The 22,270-nt window shown below is 33.7% G+C and carries 21 protein-coding genes and 1 tRNA gene; 17 read left to right on the top strand and 5 right to left on the bottom strand.

Annotation, left to right across the window (positions count from 1 at the left end; translation table 11 throughout):
* Positions 1 to 32: 32 nt before the first annotated feature.
* The 3 genes from HNP99_RS00855 to HNP99_RS00845 are packed head-to-tail and all read right to left on the bottom strand — an operon-like array spanning position 33 to position 2,116.
* Positions 33 to 671: a hypothetical protein gene (locus HNP99_RS00855; protein WP_173850314.1), complete on the bottom strand. Its 639-nt coding sequence runs from the start codon at positions 669 to 671 to the stop codon at positions 33 to 35.
* A 19-nt stretch (positions 672 to 690) separates the two neighbouring features.
* A complete protein-coding gene (gene yihA, locus HNP99_RS00850) occupies positions 691 to 1,311 on the bottom strand; it encodes a ribosome biogenesis GTP-binding protein YihA/YsxC (protein WP_173850312.1) in 621 nt (206 codons plus the stop codon).
* A gap of 40 nt (positions 1,312 to 1,351) precedes the next feature.
* Positions 1,352 to 2,116, bottom strand: a complete 765-nt coding sequence (locus tag HNP99_RS00845; RefSeq protein WP_173850310.1) for an alpha/beta fold hydrolase — start codon at positions 2,114 to 2,116, stop codon at positions 1,352 to 1,354.
* A gap of 388 nt (positions 2,117 to 2,504) precedes the next feature.
* On the opposite strand from HNP99_RS00845, the gene mraZ reads away from it, so the two are divergent.
* From mraZ to HNP99_RS17820, 17 genes are all read left to right on the top strand, one after another.
* On the top strand, positions 2,505 to 2,978 hold the full coding sequence (mraZ, locus tag HNP99_RS00840; protein ID WP_173850308.1) for a division/cell wall cluster transcriptional repressor MraZ: 474 nt from the start codon (positions 2,505 to 2,507) through the stop codon (positions 2,976 to 2,978).
* Positions 2,953 to 3,861 (top strand): 16S rRNA (cytosine(1402)-N(4))-methyltransferase RsmH, encoded by a 909-nt coding sequence (gene rsmH, locus HNP99_RS00835; RefSeq protein ID WP_173850306.1) that lies wholly within the window; start codon positions 2,953 to 2,955, stop codon positions 3,859 to 3,861. Before mraZ ends, rsmH begins: the two co-directional genes overlap by 26 nt.
* 9 nt (positions 3,862 to 3,870) lie before the next feature.
* Entirely contained in the window at positions 3,871 to 4,218 is a 348-nt protein-coding gene (locus tag HNP99_RS00830; protein ID WP_173850304.1) for an FtsL-like putative cell division protein, read from the top strand.
* Positions 4,209 to 6,212, top strand: coding sequence for a penicillin-binding transpeptidase domain-containing protein (locus HNP99_RS00825; protein ID WP_173850302.1), 2,004 nt, complete (start codon positions 4,209 to 4,211; stop codon positions 6,210 to 6,212). The genes HNP99_RS00830 and HNP99_RS00825 overlap by 10 nt, the downstream gene beginning before the upstream one ends.
* A complete protein-coding gene (locus HNP99_RS00820) occupies positions 6,209 to 7,672 on the top strand; it encodes a UDP-N-acetylmuramoyl-L-alanyl-D-glutamate--2,6-diaminopimelate ligase (protein WP_173850300.1) in 1,464 nt (487 codons plus the stop codon). The genes HNP99_RS00825 and HNP99_RS00820 overlap by 4 nt, the downstream gene beginning before the upstream one ends.
* 6 nt (positions 7,673 to 7,678) lie before the next feature.
* Complete coding sequence (gene mraY / locus HNP99_RS00815; protein WP_173850298.1) at positions 7,679 to 8,908, top strand: phospho-N-acetylmuramoyl-pentapeptide-transferase; 1,230 nt, start codon at positions 7,679 to 7,681, stop codon at positions 8,906 to 8,908.
* 1 nt (position 8,909) lies between these two features.
* The gene (gene murD / locus HNP99_RS00810) at positions 8,910 to 10,241 is read left to right on the top strand and encodes a UDP-N-acetylmuramoyl-L-alanine--D-glutamate ligase (RefSeq protein WP_173850295.1); all 1,332 of its coding nucleotides are present in this window, start codon (positions 8,910 to 8,912) and stop codon (positions 10,239 to 10,241) included.
* A 35-nt stretch (positions 10,242 to 10,276) separates the two neighbouring features.
* Positions 10,277 to 11,575: an FtsW/RodA/SpoVE family cell cycle protein gene (locus HNP99_RS00805; RefSeq protein WP_173850293.1), complete on the top strand. Its 1,299-nt coding sequence runs from the start codon at positions 10,277 to 10,279 to the stop codon at positions 11,573 to 11,575.
* A 27-nt stretch (positions 11,576 to 11,602) separates the two neighbouring features.
* Entirely contained in the window at positions 11,603 to 12,694 is a 1,092-nt protein-coding gene (gene murG / locus HNP99_RS00800; protein WP_173850291.1) for an undecaprenyldiphospho-muramoylpentapeptide beta-N-acetylglucosaminyltransferase, read from the top strand.
* A 31-nt stretch (positions 12,695 to 12,725) separates the two neighbouring features.
* Complete coding sequence (gene murC, locus HNP99_RS00795; protein ID WP_173850289.1) at positions 12,726 to 14,075, top strand: UDP-N-acetylmuramate--L-alanine ligase; 1,350 nt, start codon at positions 12,726 to 12,728, stop codon at positions 14,073 to 14,075.
* Positions 14,062 to 14,784 carry a cell division protein FtsQ/DivIB gene (locus tag HNP99_RS00790; RefSeq protein ID WP_173850287.1) on the top strand — a complete coding sequence of 241 codons (723 nt, stop codon included), beginning with the start codon at positions 14,062 to 14,064 and terminating at the stop codon, positions 14,782 to 14,784. Before murC ends, HNP99_RS00790 begins: the two co-directional genes overlap by 14 nt.
* A 7-nt stretch (positions 14,785 to 14,791) precedes the next feature.
* On the top strand, positions 14,792 to 16,174 hold the full coding sequence (gene ftsA, locus HNP99_RS00785) for a cell division protein FtsA (protein ID WP_173850285.1): 1,383 nt from the start codon (positions 14,792 to 14,794) through the stop codon (positions 16,172 to 16,174).
* A gap of 60 nt (positions 16,175 to 16,234) precedes the next feature.
* Positions 16,235 to 18,190: a cell division protein FtsZ gene (ftsZ, locus tag HNP99_RS00780; protein ID WP_173850283.1), complete on the top strand. Its 1,956-nt coding sequence runs from the start codon at positions 16,235 to 16,237 to the stop codon at positions 18,188 to 18,190.
* Positions 18,191 to 18,499: 309 nt separating this feature from the next.
* Positions 18,500 to 18,949 carry a GatB/YqeY domain-containing protein gene (locus tag HNP99_RS00775; RefSeq protein ID WP_173850281.1) on the top strand — a complete coding sequence of 150 codons (450 nt, stop codon included), beginning with the start codon at positions 18,500 to 18,502 and terminating at the stop codon, positions 18,947 to 18,949.
* Positions 18,950 to 19,019: 70 nt separating this feature from the next.
* Positions 19,020 to 19,093 (top strand) — tRNA-Arg (locus HNP99_RS00770).
* Between the two features lie 652 nt (positions 19,094 to 19,745).
* Positions 19,746 to 19,958 (top strand): CBS domain-containing protein, encoded by a 213-nt coding sequence (locus tag HNP99_RS17825; protein WP_371810379.1) that lies wholly within the window; start codon positions 19,746 to 19,748, stop codon positions 19,956 to 19,958.
* Between the two features lie 29 nt (positions 19,959 to 19,987).
* Entirely contained in the window at positions 19,988 to 20,092 is a 105-nt protein-coding gene (locus HNP99_RS17820; protein WP_371810416.1) for a CBS domain-containing protein, read from the top strand.
* Positions 20,093 to 20,151: 59 nt separating this feature from the next.
* Here the strand turns inward: HNP99_RS17820 and rpe are convergent, their stop codons facing one another.
* The gene (gene rpe / locus HNP99_RS00760) at positions 20,152 to 20,814 is read right to left on the bottom strand and encodes a ribulose-phosphate 3-epimerase (protein WP_173850279.1); all 663 of its coding nucleotides are present in this window, start codon (positions 20,812 to 20,814) and stop codon (positions 20,152 to 20,154) included.
* A 569-nt stretch (positions 20,815 to 21,383) separates the two neighbouring features.
* Complete coding sequence (locus HNP99_RS00755) at positions 21,384 to 22,247, bottom strand: sigma-70 family RNA polymerase sigma factor (protein WP_007137700.1); 864 nt, start codon at positions 22,245 to 22,247, stop codon at positions 21,384 to 21,386.
* Positions 22,248 to 22,270 lie beyond the last annotated feature (23 nt).

Below are 22,270 nucleotides of genomic sequence, written 5' to 3'. Positions count from 1 at the left end.
TAAAAAGAGATTGTCTGAAGAGGCAATCTCTTTTAGTTTTTAATAGATTTATTTTTTAAATCCTTAAGTACTTTTTTTAATGAACCAAGCATTAATTTATTGGTGCTACTATGAAAATTGATGTTGTCAATGAGTTTTCTAGATTTTTGATCCCATGGCAATTTTTCTTGTTTTGCATGATCGGTGCCTATTGCTTTTTGTTTGTATATGATTTCTTGTAAGTTTAAATCGTAGATTTCTATTGTTACTTCGCTTTGATTTTTCCCCTCTGAATTTTCGTCCTCATACAATGCTAGACCGTTTAATTCATCTTTATTTTTTTTGGAATTAATGTTTATGAAATAATCAAATCCAGTTCCTGTTTTTAACTCTCTCAGCTTTTGTTTGCTGGGGTTTAGAGGTATCTGTTGCGGAATTAATAATTCGCTACTGGTTTCTCTGTAAAAGTAACGATCGTTTAATTGTTCGTTAAAAAATGAGGTAGTAGTAGTTTTGAGTTTGTTGTTCTTGTATGCTGGGTAGTCTAAATAGTTTAAAAGCCATTTGCCTTTAGTAAAATCTACACCTGTTGTGTAATCGTTATTGGTCAATAAGTAGGTTTTACTTTTGCATGAAGCAAAAAAAACTATTATAACTAATAGTTTAATAATAGTGATAATAGTTTTCTTCATATATGGTATGGTAAGTTTGCTAGAATTGATTGTTGTTCTTAAAAACTTCTTGGTTTACTTCATCAATATAACCAAGTAATTCTTCTTTACCAAGAGATTCAGTTGCTGAAGTCACAAAATAATGCGGCATCTCAGCCCAGTTATTAGCAAACATATTCTTTTTGTATGAAGCAATGTGCGAGTCAATTTTTACTTTACTAATCTTATCAGCTTTTGTAAATATGATACAAAACGGAATTTCGCTTTCTCCCATATAGGACATGAATTCAATGTCTATTGCTTGGGCTTCATGGCGAATATCAATTAAAACAAATGCGCAAACAAGCTGTTCTCTAGTCTCAAAATAATCAGTGATAAACTGTTGGAAAACGGATTTAGTTTTTTTAGAAACTTTTGCGTAACCATAACCAGGTAAATCTACTAAAAACCAATTGTTGTTGATTAAAAAGTGATTGATTAATTGGGTTTTCCCAGGTCTACCAGATGTTTTAGCTAGTTTCTTTTGGTTGGTTATCATATTTATTAATGATGACTTCCCAACGTTTGATCTACCTATAAATGCATATTCTGGCAAAAAATCCTTAGGGCATTTTGAAACATCGGAATTGCTTATTATAAATTCGGCAGTATTAATTTTCATAATTTTATTTTTTAAGGGCTTTCTTTTTTATAGAAAGTGCTTATAGCTTTGATTTGATTAACCATTCTTCAAGAGCGCGATTAAATTCCTCAGGTTGTTCCATCATTGCAGCATGACCACATTTATCTATCCAATATAAAGTAGAATGCGGTAATAATTTATTGAATTCTTCGGCTACGTCAGGTGGTGTTACTTTATCGTTTTTCCCCCAGATGATGCAAGTTTCTACATTCATATTAGGAAGGTCCTTTGCCATATTATGGCGAATAGCACTTTTGGCGATTGTAAGTGTCTTGATTAATTTTATACGATCATTTACTGTAGCATAAACTTCATCAATAAGTTCAGGCGTGGCAATTTTTGGATCATAAAAAACATCTTCAGCTTTTTTCTTAATATATTCGTAATCTCCTCTTTTAGGATAACTATCTCCCATTGCGCTTTCGTATAGTCCTGAACTACCAGTAATTACTAGTCCTGCAACCTTTTCAGGGTACATTTTTGTATGGTATAAAGCAATGTGTCCTCCCAATGAATTTCCTAAAAGTATTACACGATCAAATCCTTTAAAAGTAATGAAGTCTTTTACGTATTTAGCGAAACTTTTAACATTGGTTTTTAAGATATTCTGGGTGTAAATTGGTAAGTCTGGAATAACTATTTTATACCCTTTTTCAGAAAAGTAACTAGCAACAGCGTCAAAATTACTAAGTCCTCCCATCAGACCGTGTAAAATTACAATAGGCGTTCCTTCTCCAGCTTCATAATAGCTGTATTTACCTTCTTTTTTATAGTTCTTTTCCATGTTATTAAATGCGAATTTTCAATTTTGACAAATATAGGATTTAATAGCTTAAAATGAATTTTTGCTAACTCTTTTTAAGAAGATAATTTTACTTAATGTCAATTTTTATTTTAATGGGTGTTGGTTTTTGAATTTTCGAATGATTTTTGGAAGCAGTAGATTATAAATAATGAGACTTTGGCGTTAAATTCTTGCAGATAATTTAGTCGCTTTTTCGACGCTGTGAATATTCTTACAGCTATTTACAAGAGTAGTTAACAGTCTGATTGTCTAAAAATTAAGGGGTTCGGGCTTAAAGTGGGTAAACTTATCAACAAAGTGGGATATAGTGGTAAATAGTGGTAATATTTTTTATATTTTTGCTTAAATCATTTTATAAATTATTCATTTGAATTCAATAGTTGGAACATACGAATGTAAAGTCGATGCTAAAGGGAGGGTTTTACTACCTGCACCCCTTAAAAAGCAATTGGCGCTTTCACTTCAAGACGGATTTGTCTTGAAGCGTTCGGTATTTCAACCTTGTTTGGAGTTGTATCCTATGGAAGAATGGAATATAATGATGCAAAAAATCAACAAACTTAATCGCTTTGTTAAGAAAAACAATGACTTTATTCGTCGCTTTACTGCTGGAGTAAAAATGGTTGAGATTGATTCTTTAGGTAGGTTGCTAGTTCCTAAAGATTTAGTGGTTTTTGCAAGTATTGCTAAGGATGTTGTTTTTTCATCGGCGGTAAATATTGTTGAAATCTGGGATAAAGATTTATACGAGAAATCAATAAGCGGTGAAGATGTAGATTTTGCCGATTTAGCAGAAGATGTAATGGGAAATTTAAATGACGATGACAATGGAATATCATAATCCAGTTTTACTTCAAGAATCAGTTGACGGCTTAGCAATTAAGCCTAATGGGATATATGTAGATGTAACCTTTGGTGGAGGTGGGCACTCAAAAGAAATTTTAAAAAGGTTAGGTCCTGACGGAAAATTGTTTGCATTTGATCAAGATGAAGATGCTTTAGCAAATGCTTTACAAGACGAGCGTTTTGTATTAATAAATGAGAATTTTAGACATTTAAAACGTTTTTTACGCTTTAACGGTGTAAAGAGTGTTGATGGAATATTAGGTGATTTAGGTGTTTCATCACATCAATTTGATGTTCCTGAAAGAGGTTTTTCTACTCGTTTTGACGCTGAGTTAGACATGAGAATGAGTCAAAAAAATGATTTAAACGCTTATAAAGTGGTTAATGAATATGATGATGTTAATCTTAAAAGGGTGTTTCTTGATTACGGAGAGTTAAAAAGCGCTCCTGCTTTAGCAAGAACAATTGTAGAAGCGAGAGAAGTGCATCCTATTAAAACTACTGATGCGCTTAAGGATATTTTAGCTAAATTTTTACCTGAGAAGGTAAGGAATAAAATATTAGCTCAAATATATCAGGCAATCCGTATTGAAGTGAATCAAGAGATGGATGTGTTAAAAGAATTTTTAGAGCAATCATTAGAGATTTTGAAACCAGAAGGAAGATTAAGCGTAATCTCTTACCATTCATTAGAAGATAGATTGGTAAAAAGATTCATGAAAAATGGAATGTTTGAAGGAGAGCCAGAAAAAGATTTCTTTGGTAATTTTTCTGTTCCTTTTAAAACGGTTGGTAAATTAATTATACCTAATGCAGCCGAGATAAAATTAAATAATAGAGCACGTAGCGCAAAACTAAGAATAGCCCAAAAAAAATAATTAGTAGTTATGAAAACGGGAATATATGGCATATTAAAAGCAAAGTTTCTTATCGATGATGACGCGATCAAGAACTGGCGTTTTATTGTTTTTATTATTCTTCTGGCTATTGTTATGATTGCTAATACACAACGCTATGAGCAAAAAGTGTTTAAAATTGCTGCGTTGACAAGTGAAGTAAAAGAGTTGCGATCAGAGTTTGTTGATAGGCGTTCTCAGCTAATGAAGTTAAGGTTAGAATCAACAGTGTCAGAGAAAATGGTAGAAAAAAATATTTTTCCATCATCAGTTCCTCCAGTAAAAATTAAAGTAAAAAAAGAAGAAGAAAAGACTTTTCTTAAAAAAATATGGCAGTAGAAGATAAATACATATCATACCGAATCTACCTTGTTGCTTTTGCTATCTTTTTGATGGCAATTGGTATTGCTGTTAAGTTGACCAATATTCAATGGGTTGATGGTGATTATTATCGAAAATTAGCAAAGGAAAGAACGGTTAGGAATTTTGTTATTCCAGCTAATAAAGGAAATATTTATTCGGCTGATGGGAGTTTATTGGCTACATCAATACCTAATTATGAAATTCGTTTTGATGCTCTAGCGCCAAAAGCAGAGACATTTGAAAAAAATGTAGGTGCGTTGGCCGATTCATTAGCAACTGTTTTAACGAAACCAAGTAGTTATTATCAAAACGAACTGCGTAAAGCACGTGCTAATAATAATAGGTATTATTTGATTTCTCGTAATTTGAGTTATACGGATTATATTAAAATTAAAAACTTTCCTTTATTTAAACTAGGTGCTTATAAAGGTGGGATTATAGTGGAACAAAAAACGGTTAGGGAACATCCAATCGGGAAAATTGCGGAGCGTACTATTGGTTACGAAAGAAAATTTTCAAATGGTACTTCTGACGGTAAAGGAATCGAATGGGCTTATAGAAAATACTTGAATGGAAAAGACGGTAAGATTTTAAAACAAAAAATTGCAAAAGGACAATGGAAACCTATTCGTGATGTGAACGAAGTGGATCCTCAGGACGGTTATGATGTAATTTCTACAATCGATGTTTATATTCAGGATATTGCGCATCATGCGTTATTGAAACAATTAGAAGAATATGAAGCTGATCATGGTTGCGTAGTTGTTATGGAAACCGAAACGGGTCAAGTAAAAGCTATAGCAAATCTAGGAAGGGCAAATGATGGGTCTTATTATGAAACCACAAATTATGCTGTAGCCGAATCTCATGAACCAGGATCTACTTTTAAACTTGTAGATTTAATGGCGATTCTTGAAGACAAAGTAGCAGATACAAGTACGGTTTATAACACCTTTGGAGGGGAGATTCGCTATTCAGGAAAAGTAGTGCGTGATTCACATAAAGGAGGATATGGAAAAATTTCTTTAGCAAGAGGTTTTGAGTTATCGTCAAATACGGTTATGGTTCAAGCGGTTTATAATAATTACAAAGACAATCCATCTCGTTTTGTTGATCATGTTAATGATTGGGGGCTAAACAAGAAATTACATATGGATTTTGAAGGAGAAGGAAGACCTCATATTCCGCAACCTACCGATAAAAGCTGGAGTAATATCTCGCTGCCATGGATGGCTTTTGGTTATGGAGTATCTGTTACGCCAATGCAAACCTTAACATTTTATAATGCAGTTGCTAATAACGGTGTGATGGTAAAGCCTCAATTTATTTCAGAAATTAAAGAATGGAATAATACTATTGTAAAAATCGATAAAGAAGTTATTAATCCGCGAGTTTGTTCGCCTGAAACAATAAAAAAAATAAAAGCAGTGCTGGCTAACGTAGTTAAAAAGGGGACAGCGTCTAAGTTGTATTCCAAAGATTTTTCTATGGCTGGTAAAACGGGTACAGCTCAAGTAAATTACGGAAAAAGAGATGGTACTAAAATGTACTACGCTTCTTCGTTTGTGGGTTATTTTCCTGCAGATCATCCTAAATATTCTTGTATTGTAGTGGTTCATAAACCAAGTACTGCTAAAGGAGATTTTTATGGAGCAGGTGTTGCGGGACCAGTTTTCAAGAGAATTGCTCAAAAGATTTTTACAGATGTTCCATCGACTAACGAAATAAAAAATTTGAACAATAAAATCCCGAAACAAGAAAATAACTATAATGCTTACTACGCTAATCTGCAAAAAAAGAAAAGCGGAATTCCTAATGTAAAAGGGATGCCAGGAATGGATGCTATTGCTTTACTAGAAAACTTAGGTTTTGCAGTTAGAACAAAAGGAATGGGGAGAGTAAAGTCGCAAGCACTTGTGGCTGATCAAGAGAGAATGAATAAAGCAACTATAACACTGGAATTATTGTGATTATACTAAAAGATATATTATATAAAGTAGTAATTGATGCAGTAAACGGTTCAACGGATATTGCAATTAATAAAATGGATTTTGATTCTCGAAAAATAGAATTAAATGATGTTTTTGTAGCTATAAGAGGAACAGTTTCTAACGGGCATGATTTTATTCAAAAAGCAATAGCATTAGGTGCTAAAGCAATTGTTTGTGATACTTTGCCTGATGATTTACAAAGTGATGTTACTTACGTAAAAGTAGAGGATACTAATAAAGCGTTGGCTTTTATGGCGGCTAATTATTTTGGTAATCCATCAGAAAAACTGAAACTAGTTGGAATTACGGGAACAAATGGGAAGACTACAATTGCATCGTTATTGTACCAGTTGTTTCAAAAAGCGGGTTTTAAAGTAGGTTTGTTGTCTACTGTTAAAATTATGGTTGACACCAAAGAGTATAAGGCAACTCACACTACTCCAGATTCTATAACAATCAATCACTACTTAAACGAAATGATTGAAAACAAAGTGGAGTACTGTTTTATGGAAGTGAGTTCTCATGGAATTCATCAAAAAAGAACAGAAGCACTTCATTTTATAGGAGGGATTTTTACTAATCTATCTCATGATCACTTAGATTACCATCCTACATTTGCAGAATATAGGGATGTGAAAAAATCATTTTTTGATAATTTACCCAAGACGGCTTTTGCATTGTCAAATATTGATGATAAAAATGGTGCTGTTATGTTGCAGAATTCTGTAGCAAAAAAATGCACTTATGCTTTAAAATCATACGCTGATTATAAAGCTCAAATTCTTGAAAACCAATTATCAGGTTTGTTGTTAAAAGTTAATGGTAGTGAAGTTTGGGTAAAGCTAATAGGTACTTTCAATGCTTACAATGTTTTGGCTATTTATGGTGCTGCGATTGAGTTGGGAATGGATAGTTTAGAAACGTTGCGTTTATTATCTGATTTAGAAAGTGTTTCAGGAAGGTTTCAATATATCGTTTCAGAAACTAATGTGACGGCAATTATTGATTATGCACATACGCCTGATGCGTTAGAGAACGTTTTGAAAACGATCAACGACATTCGTACTAAAAATGAGCAATTAATCACGGTAGTGGGTTGTGGTGGAAATAGAGATAAAACTAAGCGTCCTATAATGGCTGATATTGCATCAGCACTTAGTGATAAAGCGGTACTAACGTCTGACAATCCTAGAAATGAGGACCCTGATACGATTATCAACGAAATGGAAAAGGGTGTTGCTGCACAAAATTATAAAAAAGTCTTAGCAATTACAGATAGGAAGCAAGCCATTAAAACAGCTTGTCAATTAGCACAGCCTAATGATATCATTTTAATTGCTGGAAAAGGACACGAAACCTATCAAGAAGTTAATGGCGTACGTCATGATTTTGATGATATGAAAATAGTAAAAAAAATCTTAGAACAATTACATAAATAGTAAAATATGCTGTATTATTTATTTGAATATTTAAACAAAATATTAAACATATCTGGAACAGGAGTGTTTCAGTACATCACTTTTAGATCAGCGATGGCATTCATGCTTTCGTTGTTACTTTCTACAATTTACGGAAAAAGAATTATTCGTTTTTTACAAAATCAACAAGTAGGAGAAACGGTTAGAGAGCTAGGATTGGCGGGACAAAATGAAAAAGCAGGTACGCCTACAATGGGTGGTTTGATTATCATTTTTGCAACGTTAGTTCCTGTTTTATTATTCGCAAAATTGCAAAACATCTACATTGTATTATTGATTGTAACCACGCTTTGGATGGGGACTATTGGTTTTATAGATGATTATATAAAGATTTTTAAGAAAGACAAACAAGGGCTTAAAGGGATTTTTAAAGTTTTTGGTCAAGTTGGTTTAGGATTAATCGTGGGTACCGTTTTGTATTTTCATCAAGGGGTTACTGTTAGAACAGATACTGGAAAAACCGATGTTTTTAAAGAAACTACAGGCTATGTGGTTACACCGCCACCAGTAGAAGAAAAGTCTACAGCAACTACGATTCCGTTTTTTAAAAACAACGAATTTGATTACGCTGAGTTATTAGCTTGGACAGGTGAGGGATATGAAAAATGGGCTTGGTTGGTTTTTATACCCGTAGTTATTTTTATAATCACAGCGGTTTCTAATGGAGCTAATTTAACAGATGGAATAGACGGGCTAGCAGCAGGAACATCCGCTATATCAGTGCTCGCGCTGGGTATTTTTACTTTTCTTTCGGGAAATATAATTTTCTCGAATTACTTGAATATAATGTACATCCCTAATTCGGGAGAGATGACCGTATTTATAGCCTCTTTTGTAGGGGCATTAATTGGGTTTTTATGGTACAATTCCTATCCTGCCTCGGTTTTTATGGGAGATACAGGAAGTTTAACCATCGGAGGGATTATTGCAGTTTTAGCAATTGCTGTTCGTAAAGAAATGTTGATTCCGTTATTGTGCGGTGTCTTTTTAGTCGAAAATTTATCAGTTGTCTTGCAAGTCAGTTATTTTAAATACACCAAGAAACGCTTTGGCGAAGGCCGAAGAATATTTTTAATGTCGCCTTTGCATCATCATTATCAAAAGAAAGGGTATCATGAAAGTAAGATTGTAACCCGTTTCTGGATTGTTGCCATCATGTTAGCCATACTGTCAATTATTACTTTAAAACTAAGATAATATGAGACTAGTAATATTAGGAGGAGGAGAAAGTGGTGTAGGAACCGCAATTTTAGGTAAAGAAAAAGGATACGAGGTTTTTGTGTCTGATTTTGGAAAAATAAAAGACAAATACAAACAAGTTCTTACCGATAATGATATAGAGTGGGAGGAAGAACAGCATACCGAAGATAAAATTCTAAATGCAACTGTGGTTATGAAAAGCCCAGGTATTCCTGAAAAAGTTGCTATTGTTAAAAAGCTTATCGCCAAAGGAATTCCGGTGATTTCAGAAATTGAATTCGCGGCACCTTTTACAAAAGCAATCACTATAGGAATTACTGGTAGTAATGGAAAAACAACGACTACGATGCTTACCTATCACTTGCTAAAATCAGCAGGTTTGAATGTAGGATTAGGAGGGAATATAGGGAAGAGCTTTGCTTGGCAAGTTGCTGACGATAGTTATGATTCTTATGTATTAGAATTGAGTAGTTTTCAGCTGGATGGAATTGTGAATTATAGGCCACATATAGCGATAATTACAAATATAAGTCCAGATCATTTAGATCGTTACGATTATAAATATGAGAATTATATTGCCTCTAAGTTCAGGATCACTATGAACCAAACCGAAGACGATTATCTTATTTACGATGCAGATGATGAGGCCATTACCGAATGGTTAAAAAACAATACGACAAAAGCGAAATTAATTCCTTTTTCATTAACAAAAACGTTTGAAGAAGGAGCATTTATAAAAGACAACATAATGAAAGTATCAATAAATCAAGAAGATTTTACAATGGAAACAGAGACGATTGCCTTAGAAGGAAAACATAACATGAAAAACGCAATGGCAGCAACATCTGTAGCAAAATTAATGCAAATTAGAAAAGCAACAATTCGCGAAAGCTTATCTAATTTTCAAGGTGTTGAACACCGTCTTGAGAATGTGTTGAAAATTCAAAATGTACAATATATCAATGATTCAAAAGCTACAAATGTAAACGCTACTTTTTTTGCTTTAGATAGTATGAATGCACCCACAGTATGGATTGTAGGTGGTGTTGATAAAGGAAACGATTATAATGAATTAATGTCATTAGTGCGCGAAAAAGTCAAGGCAATTGTTTGTCTTGGTGTTGATAACAAGAAAATAATTGATGCTTTTGGTAATGTAGTAGACATTATGATTGAAGTAACTAATATGAGTGATGCTGTAAAAATGGCACAACGCTTAACCGAAAAAGGAGATGCAGTATTGTTATCACCAGCATGTGCAAGTTTTGATTTATTCGAAAATTACGAAGACAGAGGGAATCAGTTTAAGCTTGCAGTACAAAATCTATAATTTTAGACTGCAGTTCTAAATTTTGAAAACAAAAAATGAAACAACTAATAAAAAATTTAAAAGGAGATAAAGTAATTTGGTCATTTGTGGCCTTATTAGCGCTGTTTTCTTTTATGCCAGTTTTTAGTGCCAGTAGTAATTTAGCTTATTTAGGACACGGAACAGGAAATACGTTAGGATATTTAGTAAAACACCTAGCGCATATTTGTATTGGTTTTGGAATTATTTTTTGGGTTCATAAAGTGCCTTATCATTATTTTAGAGCAATTTCTAAAATAGGATTACCGGTGGTTTGGATTTTGTTGGCCTATACATTAATAAAAGGAACGGTGATTGCTGGAGCAAATGCAAGTAGATGGATCCAAATTCCGTTTGTGGGTATTACGTTTCAAACGTCAACCTTGGCATCATTAGTGTTGTTTATATTTGTAGCAAGATATTTGTCTAAAAAAAGAGATGAGCCTATTGATTTCAAAGAGTCTTTAAAAGAGTTATGGTTTCCTGTAGCAGTCACTTTAGTAATGATTTTACCAGCTAACTTCTCTACAACAGCCTTGATATTTTCAATGGTAATCATGTTGGTTTTTATTGGTAAATATCCCATTAAATATATCAGTTTTATTATTGGTTCTGGCATAGTTGCGTTAGCTTTTTTTGTACTTATCGGTAAAGCCTTTCCTGATTCAAGATTTTTTAGCAGGGTGAGTACGTGGTCTAGTAGGATTGAAAATTTTACAACGGATAAGCCTGACGAAGATGATTATCAAATTGAGAAAGCCAAAATTGCTATAGCATCAGGAAAGATATATGGTTTAGGACCTGGTAAAAGTGTTCAAAAGAATTTTTTACCACAATCATCTTCTGATTTTATCTATGCAATAATTGTTGAAGAATATGGTTTAATAGGAGGTTTTGGAGTTTTGACGTTGTATTTATTGTTATTATTCCGTTTTGTAATTGCATCTCATAAAGCGAGTACGTTATTTGGAAAACTCGTCGTCATTGGGTTAGGTTTTCCCATGATATTTCAGGCAATGATTAATATGGCTGTTGCCGTGGAGTTATTACCGGTAACAGGACAAACATTACCATTAATTAGTAGTGGAGGTAGCTCTATCTGGATGACTTGTTTTGCACTGGGAATAATAATTAGTGTAACTAAAAAAGACGAAGAAATTGTTGAAGAACAAAAAGACGCCGCGAAAAGAGAGGAAGCGCTTAAAAAAATAATTGATGCTGAATTAGCTTCTGAAGTTGATAAAGAAATCAAAGAGGAAGATTACTCAATTGAAGACAAAGCAGGAAATCCGATGGCAGCTGTCTTTGGAAAATAATAAATAAAAAGCATAATTTAAACAAGAATGGCAAAACACAAATTCATATTAAGCGGTGGTGGTACAGGTGGACATATCTATCCTGCAATTGCTATTGCCAATGAATTAAAAAAGCGTTTTCCAGATGCCGAATTCCTATTTGTAGGAGCGCAAGATAAAATGGAAATGCAAAAAGTACCTCAAGCGGGGTATGCTATAAAAGGATTGTGGATTTCTGGTTTGCAACGCCAAATTAATTTTAAGAATGCTATGTTTCCTTTTAAACTTATCGATAGTTTATGGAAATCAAGAAAGATTATAAAAGATTTTAAACCTGATGTAGTAATTGGAACTGGTGGTTTTGCTAGTGGACCGTTATTGCAAATGGCAAATATCATGAATATCCCCACGGTTATTCAAGAGCAGAATTCTTTTCCAGGGATTACTAATAAATTATTAGGCAAGAAAGCACATACCATATGTGTTGCCTACGAAAATTTAGAACGCTTTTTTGCAAAAGAAAAACTGCGATTAACTGGTAATCCAGTTCGTCAAGACTTAATTGATATATCGAGTAAGAGAGCTGAAGCAATTACTTATTTTAAACTTGATGCTACTAAGAAGACGTTGTTGGTTCTTGGAGGTAGTTTAGGATCAAGAAGGATAAATCAATTAATAGAAAGTGAATTAGAAAGCATTTTATCTCAAAATGTACAAGTAATATGGCAGTGTGGTAAATTATATTTTGAGGAGTATAAGCAATACAACAGTACGCATGTGCAAGTAGTTTCTTTTATCGAAAAAATGGATTACGTATATGCAGCAGCTGATGTTATTATTTCTCGAGCAGGTGCTTCATCAGTATCAGAATTATGTATTGTAGGAAAACCAGTGGTATTTATTCCGTCACCAAATGTAGCCGAAGATCATCAAACTAAAAATGCGAAAGCTATAGTTGATAAACAAGGTGCTATTTTATTGAAAGAAAATGAACTAGATACCTTATTTGCTCTAGTGTTTAAAGAATTGTTATTGGATGTATCCAAACAAAAGCAGTTGTGCGAAAATTGTAAAGCATTAGCTATGCCAAACGCAACTCATGAAATTGCAGATGAGATAGTAAAATTAATAAGAAAGTAGTAAAGTACGCTTTAACTATAAAATCAAAATAATGAATTTAGATCAAATACATAACGTTTATTTCATAGGTATCGGTGGTATTGGGATGAGTAATTTAGCACGCTATTTTAAAAATATCGGGAAGCAAGTTGCTGGTTATGATAAAACAGCTACTATGCTAACCAGTGAGTTGGTAAAAAGCGGTATTTCCATTCATTTTGAAGATAATGTTGCTTTAATTCCAGATACTTTTAAAGTAGAGAACACTTTAGTGATTATTACTCCTGCAGTACCAAAAATGCATGCAGAGTGGAATTATTTCTTAGAAAAACAATACGTTGTAAAGAAAAGAGCAGAGGTTTTAGGTTTGATAACCAAAGATACATTTTGTTTTGCTGTAGCAGGTACGCATGGAAAAACAACTACATCTGGAATCCTTGGTCATATACTGTATGAGTTTGGAGAAGAGGTTACTGCGTTCATTGGGGGTATAGTCGAAAACTATAATTCTAATTTAATTGGTAATGGTAAGAAAATTACTGTTGTCGAAGCAGACGAATTCGATCGTTCTTTCTTACATTTGCATCCGGATATTGCTTGCATAACTTCCATGGATGCAGATCACTTGGATATTTATGGTACGAGCGATGCAATTCAAGAATCATTTGTTGAATTTGCTGACAAAATAACCGATAAAAGTAAATTATTTATAACAAAGGAATTGCCTTTAAAAGGGTTGACAGTTGCTGTAAATGAAGACGCAGATTATAAGGCGTTTAATGTAAGGATAATAGAAGGAAGTTACTTATTTGATGTTCAAACACCTACCGAGATCTTAAAAGATTTTCGATTTGGACTCCCAGGTAAGCATAATTTAATGAATGCAATGATGGCAATCGCTATGGCAAAGATATTCGGCACCCCAACCGAAGCTATTGCAAGAGCGTTGGCCTCATTTAAGGGTATAAAAAGAAGGTTTTCATATCAGTTTAAGTCTGAAAATCTTGTTTATATTGATGACTATGCGCATCACCCTACAGAAATCGATGCAGTGCATCAGGCAGTTAGAGAGTTGTATCCTGACAAAAAAGTTTTAGCGGTTTTTCAGCCTCATTTATTTAGTAGAACTAAAGATTTTGCGGATGATTTTGCTAGAAGTTTGTCTAATTTTGACGAAGTAATTTTGCTTGATATTTATCCTGCTCGTGAGTTACCAATGGAAGGGGTTACTTCTCAATGGTTGCTTGAAAAAATGACAAATAAAAACAAGGAATTGGTTTTAAAACAAGATTTAATTACTACTATTTTAGCCAGTGATGCTGCTGTAATTGTAACAATTGGAGCAGGAGACATAGGTGAAATGGTGGGAACAATAAAACAAGCATTAAATGAAATTAATTAACTGGACAAATATTAGATTATTACTAATGTTCGTTTTGGTTATTTTTTTATTTTCTTTCACATCAAAGCGAAATGAAGATAGAAAATTAACTAAATCTGTGGTGGTTTTTGATGGAGATAATGCGCTTTTTTTGAAAAAAGAAACAGTTAATAAATTGTTGATAGAAAGTAAAGATAATGCTTCAAGCATCCAAAAAGTTGATCTAAATTTGAACAAGCTTGAGAAAGAGTTAAATTCAAACGATATGATCGAACATTCGGATGTGTTTGTGAGTATTGATGGTGTTCTCAAAGCGGTAGTGAAACAAAAGACTCCTATAGTTAGGGTTTTTGATGGTCATGACTCTTTTTATATTGATTATAAAGGAGGTACGATGCCATTGTCTAGTAATTTTACTGCTAGAGTTCCGCTTGTTTCAGGAGTAATTAATAAGAAAAATAACGAAAAATTAATCCGATTATTTCGGATGATTTATGACGATGATTTTTTGAAAAAAAACATCATTGCTATCCAAATTATGCCCAACGGGAGCTTAAAAATGTTCAACAGGAACTTCGATTATCAAATTGATTTTGGTTCTTTAATAAATGTTGAGCGTAAATTCCAGGATTATAAAGCTTTTTTTCAGAAAGCTGTTTTAGATAGTTCGTTATATAAATACAAAAAAATTGACCTCAGATTTACAAAACAAGTAGTTTGCACTAAATAAATAGATAATGGAAAAAGAGAATATTGCAGTGGGTCTAGATATTGGGACAACAAAAATTGTTGCCATGATAGGTAAAAAGAACGAGTACGGAAAACTCGAGATTTTAGGTGTAGGTAAATCTAAAAGTTTAGGTGTAGCTAGAGGTGTGGTAAATAATATTACCCAAACAATACAATCTATCCAACAAGCAATACATGAAGCTGAAAATAATTCAGGATATAAAATAAAAGATGTAGTAGTAGGAATTGCAGGTCAGCATATTCGTAGTATTCAACATACTGATTACATAAGTAGAAGCAACCCAGAAGAGGTTATTGGTGGTGCTGATATACAATTATTGATTGATCAAGTGAATAAATTGGCCATGTTGCCAGGAGAAGAAATTATTCACGTATTGCCTCAAGAATTTAAAATTGATGGACAATCAGAGATAAAAGAACCTATAGGAATGTATGGCGGAAGATTAGAGTCTAGTTTTCATGTTGTAGTAGGGCAAGCATCTTCTATTCGTAATGTAGGAAGATGTATTCAAAGTTCAGGTATCGAGTTATCAGGATTAACATTAGAACCATTAGCGTCATCAGATGCAGTTTTAAGTCAAGAGGAAAAAGAAGCTGGAGTAGCGCTTATTGATATCGGTGGAGGAACAACTGATTTAGCTATTTTTAAAGATGGTATTATTCGTCATACTGCAGTAATCCCTTTTGGAGGAAATGTGATTTCGGATGATATTAAAGAAGGGTGTTCAATTATTGAAAAGCAAGCTGAATTACTAAAGGTAAAATTTGGATCAGCTTGGCCTGGTGAAAATAGAGATAACGAAATTGTTTCTATTCCTGGATTAAGAGGTAGAGAGCCAAAAGAGATTTCGTTAAAAAATTTATCTAAAATTATTCATGCCAGAGTGGTAGAGATAGTAGAGCAAGTTTTTACAGAAATCAAAGCTTATGGACATGAAGATCCTCGTAAAAAACTAATTGCCGGAATTGTACTTACTGGTGGAGGAGCACAATTAAAACATATTAAGCAATTAGTAGAATACATTACTGGAATGGATACCAGAATAGGATATCCTAATGAGCATTTAGCAGGTGACTCTGATGAAGAATTTTCTAGTCCTTTATACGCAACAGCAGTAGGATTAGTTATGAATAGCATCGAGAATAAAACGCAAAGTGCAATCAGGATGGACGAAGTTGCGCCACCAAAACCGGTTTACAGAGCCCCAGTTGTTAAAAGGGAGGAAGTGCGCTATGAAGAAGAAGTTGAAGAAGAGGAAGAAGATAAAAGTTACGCGAAGAAAGATGAATCTACAGGAGATAAAATAAAAAGATCATTTTTTGATCGTTATGTAGATAAAATTAAAGATTTTTTAGACAACGCAGAATAAAGGGGTGACCCAAAGAAATAAAACAACAATTAATAATTAATATCAAAAACCAAATAAAAGATGAGCAACTCAGAATTTGGAAGCATTTCATTTGATTTACCAAAAAACCAATCAAATGTCATAAAAGTAATTGGTGTAGGTGGAGGCGGAAGCAATGCTGTAAACCACATGTTTAAACAAGGGATTAAAGGGGTGGACTTTATTGTATGTAATACTGATTCTCAGGCACTGCAAAATAGTTCAGTTCCTAATAAAATACAGTTAGGGGTAGGTTTAACTGAGGGACTTGGGGCTGGTGCAAACCCAGACGTAGGACAGCAGTCAGCTATTGAAAGTATTGCTGAGATCGAAAAATTATTAGATCGCAATACTAAAATGGTTTTTATAACTGCAGGAATGGGTGGAGGTACCGGTACAGGTGCAGCTCCTGTTATTGCGCAATTAGCTAAAGAAAGAGAAATTCTTACTGTAGGTATTGTAACACTTCCGTTTTTATTTGAGGGAAAAGTGCGTCAAGAACAAGCTAAAATTGGAATCGAAAAGTTGCGCAAGCAAGTAGATTCCCTTATTGTAATTAACAACAATAAATTAAGAGAAGTATATGGTAATCTAGGTTTTAAAGCTGGTTTTTCTAAAGCTGATGAAGTTTTGGCTACAGCCTCAAGAGGTATTGCCGAAGTAATTACTCATCACTATACTCAAAATATCGATTTACGTGATGCTAAGACAGTATTGTCTAACAGCGGAACAGCAATCATGGGATCTGCAACTTCTGAAGGAGAAAACAGAGCCAAAGAAGCAATTATTTCAGCATTAGATTCTCCTTTACTAAATGATAACAAAATCACAGGTGCCAAAAACGTATTGTTGCTCATCGTTTCAGGTTCAAATGAGATTACTTTAGATGAAATTGGAGAAATAAATGACCACATTCAAAATGAAGCGGGTCATAATGCCAATATCATTATGGGAGTTGGTGAAGACGAAACCCTTGGTGATGCAATTGCAGTAACTATCATTGCAACAGGGTTTGATATTGAACAACAAAACGGAATCGTAAATACGGAGCCAAAAAAAATAATTCACACTCTTGAAGAAGAACAAAGAAGTGTTTATAATTTAACAAAAAACGAAATTCCAGCATTTGATTTAAATGTTGAATCTCCAAAAACAAATACGGATCAAAGAATTGTTTTTGACCTTATTGAAGATGATATAACGCCAGAGCCAGTTGCTCCCGTTGCCGCTCCAGAACCTGTTGTTCCTGTTGCTGGTAATGAAGGACTAATGGCAATGTCTGAATTTATCAAGAATTTAGATGTTACTTTCGAAATCGTTTCTCCAAGTGATAACTTTGATTTTACAATCACATCGCCACAGCAAACTCAAGCAGCTGTGCCACAAGCTAAAGCAGTTGAGAGACAACAAGAACAAACTACTTTTTCATTCGATTTACCACTAGCTAAACCAGAGCCAGTTGCTAAAATTGAAGAAACTGAAGTATTTGAATTGTCTAATGAAATACGTGATATTAAAGTAAATCAGCCGGTGCAGTTTGTACCAGTAACTGAATTATCTGATAAGGGAATTATTAAATATTCTCTTGAAGAATACATGGAGGTTGAAAATGATTTTATTTCATCTAAACCAACTGCAAAAGTAGTTGAAGAAGTAGTGCCTGCTGAAATGAATATCACAATGAAGCAAGTTGAAAGAGAGTCTGAAGAAGCTACTAAATTTGAAGAAATCTCTCCAATGGAGATGACTATCGAAGAAACGTTGCGTTTAAGAGCTGAAGAAAGAAGAAAAAAATTAAAAGAATTCAATTATAAGTTTCATAACAATGTTTCTAAAATTGATGAATACGAAAAGGAACCTGCTTACAAAAGATTAGGAATAGATATTTCAAACAATCAACCTAATAATACAAACTCAAGAATATCAGTAGGAACCGACAGTAATAATGATTTGCAGTTGCGTTCAAACAATTCTTATTTGCATGACAACGTAGATTAATACTTTGTATTTATAAAATTTAAATTAGCCCGAAAATTGAATATAATTTTCGGGTTATTTTTTTTATCTTCGCACAATAATACAGAAACGTTTTTGGGCCTTATTCCAGCTGTCTTTTCAAGCTTTTTTATAAAAAATGATTTTTCTAGATTCTTAAAAGAGCTTCCTTTGGTCGCTTTTTAAGAACAAGAAAAACACACATTTTTGATTAAAAAAGGCTTTCCATTTCCATCTGGGGCAAAAGTCATTCTAAACAGCCGTATTCTGCAATAATTAGATAGTATTAATAAAATTAAAAAACACACATATATGAGTTTATCAACAAACATCATGGACGAAATTAAAACCGCCATGAGAGCTAAAGATACTGTAGCATTAGAAGCATTAAGAGCAATTAAATCAGAGATTTTATTAGCGCAAACTGCATCAGGTTCTAAAGAAGAAATTACAGAAGACGATGAAGTTAAATTACTTCAAAGATTAGTTAAAACTCGTAAAGAAAGCGCTAGGATTTTTACAGAGCAAAATCGTTTAGATTTAGCAGAGCCAGAATTAGCTCAAGTTGCAGTAATCGAGAAGTTTTTACCAGCTCAATTAAGCGAAGCAGAAATAGAAGCTGTAATTGCAAAAATCATTGCCGAAACTGGAGCATCAGGAATTGCATCAATGGGTAAAGTAATGGGATTAGCCTCAGCACAACTAGGAGGAACTGCAGAAGGAAAAACAATCTCTGCAATTGTAAAGAAACTTTTAGTTTAAAAATAGAGTTGTTGATTAACGATTTTAAATGATAAATCTAAAATCGTTAATTATCAATCTTAAATCCAAAGGCTGAGTAGTTCAACTGGATAGAATATCAGATTTCGACTCTGAGGGTTGCAGGTTCGAACCCTGTCTCGGCCACTAAAATAGCCATAAAATAATTAAGCAGGCTTAATTATTTTATGGCTATTTTAATTTTATAAAGTAAAAAATTATTTCCAATTTACTACCAAAGCTCTGTACGATTCAACTACTATTTGTTTTTTTTGTAAAAATATCGTTCACGCCACTAAATTGCGTTGCAAATAGGTTTTTGTTACAAGACCCAAACATTGGTATAATTAGTTTATGAACTGTATTGCAACAGTTGTTGGGTATAGTCAACCACTTTTTCGAGTGCTTCGATTTGCTGTTTTCTAGAGTCTTTTTCCTGCAGTCATTCGATAAGAGTAGAACGAATTTGAAACTTCTCTTCCTGCCGTAAACCTTACTTTGTTGGCTCCTTGTTTTAAAATAAGTTTCTTTAGTATAAATCTGTTGGTTCAATTAAGTTAAGATTACCATTGAAGAACAATTCAAGGAAAGGTTTAAAGTCAATGTGGACAAGTGGTTAAAATACAGTCTGTTTAAAAACATGATAATGATCATTTATTACAATGAAAATCTTTTGTAATTTTATCTATAACTAATTATATGTCAGTTTGTTGAATTTAAAAATAGGAATCATGAAAAACCAAGTTCCAGTATCGTCAATTATGAAAAAAAAATCGTCAAGCTAAATCTTTCAGATGAGTTGACTAACGCTGAAATTTTGTTTAAGGAAAACAGAATCAAGCACATTCCTGTGGTGAGCAATAATAAAATTGTGGGAATGTTGAGCCTGAATGATTTGTTACGCGTTTGTTGTACAGGTTCAGAGGATGTGACCGATGTTGATTTGTCATCAGTGGTGTACAATATGTTTACGATTCAACAAGTAATGACTAAAAATGTGATTGCGATCTAGCCGTACACAACAATAAAAAGGCGGCAGAAATTCTAGGTACTAATGATTTTCACGCCTTAGCTATATGTGAGCAACATACTTTAATAGGGATATTGACTAGCACCGATTTAATAAAATATCTGCTTGCCCAATAGGAAGAATAATAAAGAGGAATAAAAAATCCCAATCGGTAAAGATTGGGATTTTTGATATTTTAGAAACAAGTTAGTTTTTTAAGGTCTGCAACTGTCGCAACTGGGTCTGCAGCTCCAAAAACATAGCTTCCAGCTACCAGAACATCTGCTCCAGCTTCAACTAATTGCTTTGCATTTTTGTTAGTAACACCACCATCAACTTCAATTAATGTTGTTGCTCCTTTTTTAGTGATCAAAGCTTTTAGTTTTTGAACTTTGGCATAGGTGTTTTCAATAAAAGATTGTCCTCCAAAGCCAGGATTCACGCTCATGATACAAACCAAGTCAATATCGTTGATAACGTCTTCTAGCAAGTCAATATTAGTGTGAGGGTTTATTGCCACTCCGGCTTTCATTCCTTCCGCTTTGATGGCTTGTAGCGTTCTGTGAAGATGCGTACAAGCTTCATAGTGTACGCTTAATATATTAGCGCCTAATTCAGCAAACGTTTTGATATAACGATCTGGATCAATAATCATCAAATGAACATCAATCGTTTTTTTAGCATGTTTGTTAATCGCTTGCAAAACTGGCATTCCGTAAGAAATGTTTGGAACAAAAACACCGTCCATGATGTCAATATGAAACCAGTCTGCTTCACTATTATTAATCATTTCGATGTCGCGTTGCAGATTTCCAAAATCGGCTGCCAATACTGATGGTGCAATAAGTGTGTTTTTCATTGTGTTGTTGTTTAATCTGAGTTTGTTTCAGATTCTTTAGTTGTAGTTTGTGCAAAATTAGGTTATTTAAAACAAATGCGAAAGTTTTTTTGAGGGTACAACTTTAGGCTAAAAAGGTTGCAATGCGTAAGGGACTGAAGTGAAAATCCTTTTTTATTTATGGAGCGATAGTGCAATAGATAAAAAAATATTGTAATGGAAATCCCGAACAGATCCCGATATCTATCGAGATTACGAAGGGTAAAACAAATCAATTGCAAGAATAAATTGTAATAAAATAGGTATCTGTGTTCAATTCCCCCTTCGGGGGTTAGGGGGGGTAAAAAGTAAAACTCCGGACACGAGTCTGAAAGACGAATTGAGTGAAGCTAAACCCGATCCGCCGCGGCGGAGAACAGACCGAGAGTTTTTTTGATAAAAAATAAAACTCCGGTAATCAGCCGGAGTTTCAATCATCAATCAAAAAACGAACAGTCAATCAAACTGTTGTTTATTATTATTTAAAAGTTTATGATCTATAAAGCAAAAGTGATTTTTAGAATTCAAGAACTTTTAAACCTTAGGATAAATTACCCTAAGTATGTTTTTAATATTTTACTTCTAGAAGTATGTTTTAATCTTCGGATTGCTTTTTCCTTAATTTGACGTACACGCTCGCGAGTTAGGTCAAACGTTTCGCCTATTTCTTCAAGAGTCATTGGGTGTTGATCACCAAGACCAAAGTACAAACGAACCACATCAGCCTCACGAGGTGTCAATGTTTCTAATGAACGCTCAATTTCAGTACGCAAAGATTCGTGGATTAATTCTCTGTCTGGGTTAGGAGACTCACCTGAACGCAATACGTCATATAGGTTAGAATCTTCTCCTTCAACAAGAGGAGCATCCATTGATAAGTGACGACCAGAGTTTTTCATAGACTCTTTAACATCATTTACCGTCATGTCTAGCTCTTTTGCAATTTCCTCAGCAGATGGCGGGCGCTCGTTAGATTGCTCTAATAACGCATACATTTTGTTGATTTTGTTGATAGAACCAATTTTATTCAATGGCAAACGTACAATACGAGATTGTTCAGCAAGTGCTTGCAAAATCGACTGACGAATCCACCATACAGCGTACGAAATGAATTTGAAACCACGCGTTTCATCAAAACGTTGTGCTGCTTTTATAAGTCCAAGGTTTCCTTCGTTAATTAAATCGGGAAGAGTTAATCCTTGATTTTGATATTGTTTTGCTACCGAAACAACAAAACGCAAGTTTGCTTTTGTTAATTTCTCTAGGGCTTTTTGATCCCCAGCTTTAATTTTTTGAGCTAATTCTACTTCTTCATCGGCCGTAATAAGGTCAACTTTACCTATTTCTTGTAAATATTTGTCTAACGATGCAGTTTCACGATTCGTTACCTGCTTGGTAATTTTTAGTTGTCTCATGTGTTTGTCTCCTACTTTTAAGT

This window comes from Flavobacterium gelidicaeli (assembly GCF_013294005.1).
GTDB lineage: Bacteria > Bacteroidota > Bacteroidia > Flavobacteriales > Flavobacteriaceae > Flavobacterium.
Note: the sequence above shows the minus strand (reverse complement) of the source record. Positions and strands in the feature narration are given on the sequence as shown.